This is a genomic window from Mesorhizobium sp. M1A.F.Ca.IN.020.06.1.1, assembly GCF_004023265.1.
In the GTDB taxonomy this organism is placed as follows: domain Bacteria; phylum Pseudomonadota; class Alphaproteobacteria; order Rhizobiales; family Rhizobiaceae; genus Mesorhizobium.
Genome location: NZ_RZSR01000739.1, coordinates 1 through 3,064, shown reverse-complemented (window position 1 = coordinate 3,064; position 3,064 = coordinate 1). Strand labels below are relative to the sequence as shown.

The 3,064-nt window shown below is 62.5% G+C and carries 4 protein-coding genes and 1 pseudogene; 1 reads left to right on the top strand and 4 read right to left on the bottom strand.

Going from position 1 to position 3,064, the window contains the following annotated elements; translation table 11 throughout:
* A pseudogene (locus tag EOA60_RS39235) lies at nucleotides 1-109 on the top strand (DUF1476 domain-containing protein); the annotation flags it as partial.
* 31 nt (nucleotides 110-140) lie between these two features.
* Here EOA60_RS39235 and EOA60_RS26100 read toward each other — a convergent pair.
* The 4 genes from EOA60_RS26100 to EOA60_RS26085 all read right to left on the bottom strand — a co-directional run.
* Nucleotides 141-698: a DUF4142 domain-containing protein gene (locus EOA60_RS26100; protein WP_095823227.1), complete on the bottom strand. Its 558-nt coding sequence runs from the start codon at nucleotides 696-698 to the stop codon at nucleotides 141-143.
* 208 nt (nucleotides 699-906) lie between these two features.
* Nucleotides 907-1,731 (bottom strand): carbohydrate ABC transporter permease, encoded by an 825-nt coding sequence (locus tag EOA60_RS26095; protein WP_095823228.1) that lies wholly within the window; start codon nucleotides 1,729-1,731, stop codon nucleotides 907-909.
* Nucleotide 1,732: 1 nt separating this feature from the next.
* Nucleotides 1,733-2,671 carry a sugar ABC transporter permease gene (locus EOA60_RS26090; RefSeq protein WP_095823229.1) on the bottom strand — a complete coding sequence of 313 codons (939 nt, stop codon included), beginning with the start codon at nucleotides 2,669-2,671 and terminating at the stop codon, nucleotides 1,733-1,735.
* 5 nt (nucleotides 2,672-2,676) lie between these two features.
* Nucleotides 2,677-3,064 (bottom strand): extracellular solute-binding protein (locus EOA60_RS26085; protein WP_128312118.1); only part of this gene is annotated, 388 nt, incomplete at its 5' end.

Sequence of the window (3,064 nt, the reverse complement as noted above, 5' to 3'; positions counted from 1 at the left end):
GGTCCGTGCCGACTTCGACGCGGCGGGCGTCGTCCAGTCGGATGCCCAGATTCGCCAGGCCATGGACGAGTTGCTGGCAACGGCGGTCGAGCAGATCAAGGCGAGCTGAGGACCCGCTGCGGGGGGCAGAAACCACGCCCTCACCCGTGATGCGCCACCGCCAGTTCCTTCGCATGCTTCTCGTGCATTTTCAGCACCGGCAGAGTCTTCTTGGCGAATTCCTTCAGCGCCGGGTCGTCGCCGGAATTGGCATAGGTGCTGAACAGCGCGACCGCGTCCCTGTGCGCATCCATCTGCATCTTGATATACTTCCGGTCGAACTCCGTGCCGCTCGCCTGCTTCAGCTCGCCTAGCATCTGCTGTTCCTTAGGCCCCAGAGCGGGGCCGGCAGGCTTGATAGAAGCCGTCGTCTGGCCCTGGCTCATCGCCGCCTTGAAATCCTCCCCGGCCTTGATGTGGTCCCTGACCATCTCGTCGGCAAAAGCCTTGACTTCGTCCGACTGCGACTTCTCCTCGGCCAGCCTGCTCGCCTGGATTTCGAACTCGTTGGCATTGGGTACGGTGGTGACGAAAGTCTGCGTGTCGACCTTGTTGTCTGTCGCCATTGGCGCGACATCGTTGCTGTCGCTCGACTGAGCAAGGGTGGCCGGCGCGCCGGCAAGGAGCGCCATGGCGGCCGCGGTCAGAAGCGTTTTCATCTGGAATCTCCGATCAGCCCCTTGCACTTCCAACGCGAAATGGCGCTGCCGGTTGCGTTGAGGGCGTGAAGGAGGCCGTGTTGAGTCAGGGTCAGGCCGAGCCGAGGATGGTCGTACCGAGAATACCGGAGCGTGCTTGAAGTACGTGAACACCGAAGCGCAGGACACCGCCATTCGCAGCCCGGCATCACCTGAACATCAGCACGGCCTATCCCTTCACGCCGCCGGCGGTTAGGCCGGAAACGATCTTGCGTTGGAAGATCAGCACCAGCACCACCAGCGGCACCGTGACGATCACCGAAGCGGCCATGATGTTGCCCCAGGGGATCTCGAACTGCGAGTTGCCGGAAAGCAGCGCGATCGCCACCGGCACCGTGCGCTGCGCGTTGTTGGAGGTGAAGGTCAGCGCAAACAGGAACTCGTTCCATGCGCCGATGAAGGCGAGCAGCCCTGTCGTCGCCAATGCGGGCCACATCAGCGGCAGAAAGACGCGAGTGACGATGATCCATGGCGTCGCGCCGTCGAGGATCGCCGCTTCCTCGATTTCGACCGGCAGGTCGCGCACGAAGGCGGTGAGCACCCAGACGGTGAACGGCAGCGTGAAGATCATGTAGGAGAAGATCAGTGCGATGAGCGAATTGTAGAGGCCGAAGGCCCGGATGATCTCGAACAGGCCGGCCAGCACCGCGACCTGCGGAAACATCGACACCGACAATATGGCAAGCATCAGCGCCGAACGGCCGCGGAACCGGACGCGTGCCAGCGCGTAGGCGGATGTCACGCCGAGCAGCAGCGAGATGAGCACGACGGCGCCCGAGACGACCAAGGAATTCAAGAGATTGCGCAGGAAAGGACCTTCGACCAGCACGTTCCTGTAGTTGGCGAGGCTTAACGCCTGCGGCCAAAGGCTCGCCTCGAACAACTCGGTGCCGGATTTCAGGCTGGTGACGACGGCGTAATAGAGCGGAAACACCGCGACGAAGACGATTGCCCCCACCAGGAGGAAGAAGCCTAAACGCTTCAACATCGCCATCTCAGCGGCCTCCTTCCAGCTCTATCCGGCCGATGCGGATGTAGGAAATGGTGAGCAGCGCGACGATCAGGAAAAGCAGCGTCGAGGCGGCCGAGCCATAGGCGAACTTGTCGAACTCGAACAGGTTCTCGCGCACGAACACCGACATCGATTTGGTGTGCACATTGTTGGGCGTCAGCACGTAGATCAGGTCGAAGATGCGCAGCGCGTCGAGCGCGCGGAAGATCACCGCAACCATGACCGCCGGGCGGATGAGCGGCAAGGTCACCTTCCAGAAGATCTGCCACGGATTGGCGCCGTCGAGCCTGGCGACCTCGATAACATCGCGCGGCAGCATCTGCAGCGCGGCCAGGAAAAGCAGCGCCATGAACGGTGTCGTCTTCCAGATGTCGACGATCAGCACCGCGATCATCGCCGTGTCGGTGCTCGCGGTCCAGGCGATTTTCGCGTCGATCAGGCCAAGTTTGAGCAGCACCGCATTGATGATGCCGAACTGGTCGTTGAGCATCCACTGCCACATCTTGGCCGAGACGATGGTCGGGATCGCCCATGGAATGAGGATCGCCGCCCTGACGATGCCGCGGCCTCTGAAGTCGGCGTTGAGAACGAGCGCCACGATCATGCCGAGGACCGTTTCACAGCCCACCGAGACTACGGCGAAGAGCAGCGTGTTCCAGACGGCGCGCCACCAGACCGGATCGGCGAGCAGCCCGTCATAGAGCACGCGGCCGCTCGGCATGCTGAGCACCGAGAAATAATTGTCGAAGCCGATCCATTGGCGAGCGTCGAGATCGGCCAGCGAGGCGTCGGTGAAGCTGTAGTAGAAAGTGCGCAGGAGCGGCCAGCCGGCGACGGCGGCAAGGACCAGAAGCATCGGCGCCAGAAACAGCCAGGCCGAGCGCACGCGTTGCCGCATCAGGCGCGAGCGGCTCACAGGCATCGCCCTCACCAGCCCTTGCCCTTCAGCCTGGTCAGCCTGGCTTCCAGATCGGCCAGATTGTCGGCGGCGCTGCCGTCGCCCGACATGGTATTGTGGACGGCCGTCCAAAACTGGCTCGAGGCTTCGTTGTACTTGATTTTGGCGACCGCCGAAGGGCGCGGCGCCGCGTTCAGAAATATCTGCTTCCATCGCGGGACGATCGGCTGTTCCCTGGCGATATCGGGATCGTCATAGAGCGCTTTGATGGTGGGCAGGTTGGACGTCCTCAGCGTCCGATACTTCTGCATCTCGGGCGAGGCGATGAACTTCACCAGATCGATCGCCGCGTCCTGGTGCTTGGAATATTTGGAAACCGCGAGGTTCCAGCCGCCGAGCGTTGCCGTCGGCCGGGCG